Genomic DNA, 1,602 nt, shown 5'->3' on the forward strand with positions numbered 1-1,602 from the left:
ACCCAGCGCAGGAATCCGGCCGAAGCCGGCACCTGCCGGCCAATGCGGTCGAACTGCCGGTTCAGCCGGGCCTCGGCATCGTGGGGCATCATCGTCGTCACCAGGTCGCTCATCCCTGCGATATGGTGCGAAGCCGAGCCCGCGCAAGGGTGGAACCGCCACTGAGATCAACGCGTTGCCCGTCCAACTCGGAGCGTCCCATGCCCTGGCTAGACCGTCTCAACGACCGCAATGCCCGCAAGATTGCGCATCTGCTTGGAAACCGCGCCGCGGAAGCCGGCCAGTTGGCTCAGGATCGTTTGCAGGATTTTGCCCGCGATGCTGGTGCTCTCGCCGGCCGTACGGCAAATGATTTCGCCGATTATGGCCGCCAGCACGGCGCCAATTTGCTGCGTGAGCAGGCACGGCATTACGCCGGCGTTGCGCAAGACCAGGCGCACGACATCGGAAGCCGGGCACGACGCTACGCCCATGCCGCCGGTGAAGTCGCGGGCGATTTGGTCGACCACGGGCGCCGCGAAGGGGCCATGATCGCCGACGCCGCAGCCACCCAGGCGACACGGGCCGCTCGCGCCGTCCGGGCGGACCCGGTCCCGGTCATCGTCGGCGCGATCGGCCTCGCGCTCTTCGCCAACCTGCTGTTCGGTCGTCGGCGTTAAGTTCGGAACTTCCTCTTAACCCTGCTCCGGCATCCTGAGGATCGTATCGATCCCGGAGCAGGTCTTGTTTCGCGTACTGCCCGTCATCGCCGCCCTCGCGGTCGCCCCGCTGATGGGCGGCTGCGCCATTCTGCCGTTTGGCGCGTTCCTGTCGCCGTCGGACTGCATGACCCGCGTCATGTATTTCGAGTCCAACCGCTCCTCCGCCGAAGGCATGCTCGCGGTCGGCACGGTGGTGATGAACCGCGTCAGCGATCCGGCCTATCCCCATACCGTCTGCGGCGTGGTCGGCCAGTCGAACCAGTTTGCGGACGGCGTGCTGTGGAAGCCGATGCGCGAAGGGCGTAGTCTCACTCTGGCGCGCTCGATGGCCGACAAGGTGCTGCATGGCTACCGCCACCCTGGCGTCGGAAACGCAAAATTCTTCCACACGGAAGGCTACACGTTCCCCTATACCAACATGCACTACACCTGGGTCGCCGGCGGCAACGCGTTCTACGAGAAGTATTGATCCGCCTGGCGTCCGGATTCGGAGCCGCCGATGACCGATACCCCCGAAGACAGCAAGCTCACGCGCAGCAAGTCGCGCTGGGCCGAACTGGGAAAGTTCCTGACCGGCAAGACGTCACGCCCCGAGGACAGTCGCCTGCCGCCCGGCCAGCATCTGGTGCGCAACTGGCCGGTCCTCGACCTCGGGCAAACACCAAATGTGGCGCGGGAAAACTGGCGGCTCGACATCGCCGGTGCCATCGAGGCCCCAATCTCCTGGACATGGCACGATCTGATGTCGGCGCCGCAGACTCACAAGTTGAGTGACATCCACTGCGTGACCTCGTGGTCGCGCTACGACAACAACTGGGACGGTGTCAGCACGCACGACCTGATGGAGGCCGTGCGGCCCAGGCCCGAGGCCACCCACGTGCTGTTCACCAGCAATGACGGC

At 65.5% G+C, this 1,602-nt stretch carries 3 protein-coding genes; all 3 read left to right on the plus strand.

Annotated features, from left to right (window positions below):
* Positions 1–200: 200 nt before the first annotated feature.
* Positions 201–659 carry a hypothetical protein gene (locus VHB27_RS19145; protein WP_325603505.1) on the plus strand — a complete coding sequence of 153 codons (459 nt, stop codon included), beginning with the start codon at positions 201–203 and terminating at the stop codon, positions 657–659.
* A gap of 64 nt (positions 660–723) precedes the next feature.
* Positions 724–1,170: a cell wall hydrolase gene (locus tag VHB27_RS19150; RefSeq protein WP_325603507.1), complete on the plus strand. Its 447-nt coding sequence runs from the start codon at positions 724–726 to the stop codon at positions 1,168–1,170.
* Positions 1,171–1,200: 30 nt separating this feature from the next.
* On the plus strand, positions 1,201–1,602 hold a 402-nt coding region (locus VHB27_RS19155; protein WP_325603509.1), incomplete at its 3' end, for a molybdopterin-dependent oxidoreductase.

Origin of the sequence: Rhodopila sp., assembly GCF_035548235.1 — a bacterium.
Lineage (GTDB): Bacteria > Pseudomonadota > Alphaproteobacteria > Acetobacterales > Acetobacteraceae > Rhodopila.

Bases quoted from the DNA above. Each gene is read 5' to 3' on its own strand.
- VHB27_RS19145 (WP_325603505.1), top strand. From the start codon at position 201: ATGCCCTGGCTAGACCGTCTCAACGACCGCAATGCCCGCAAGATTGCG.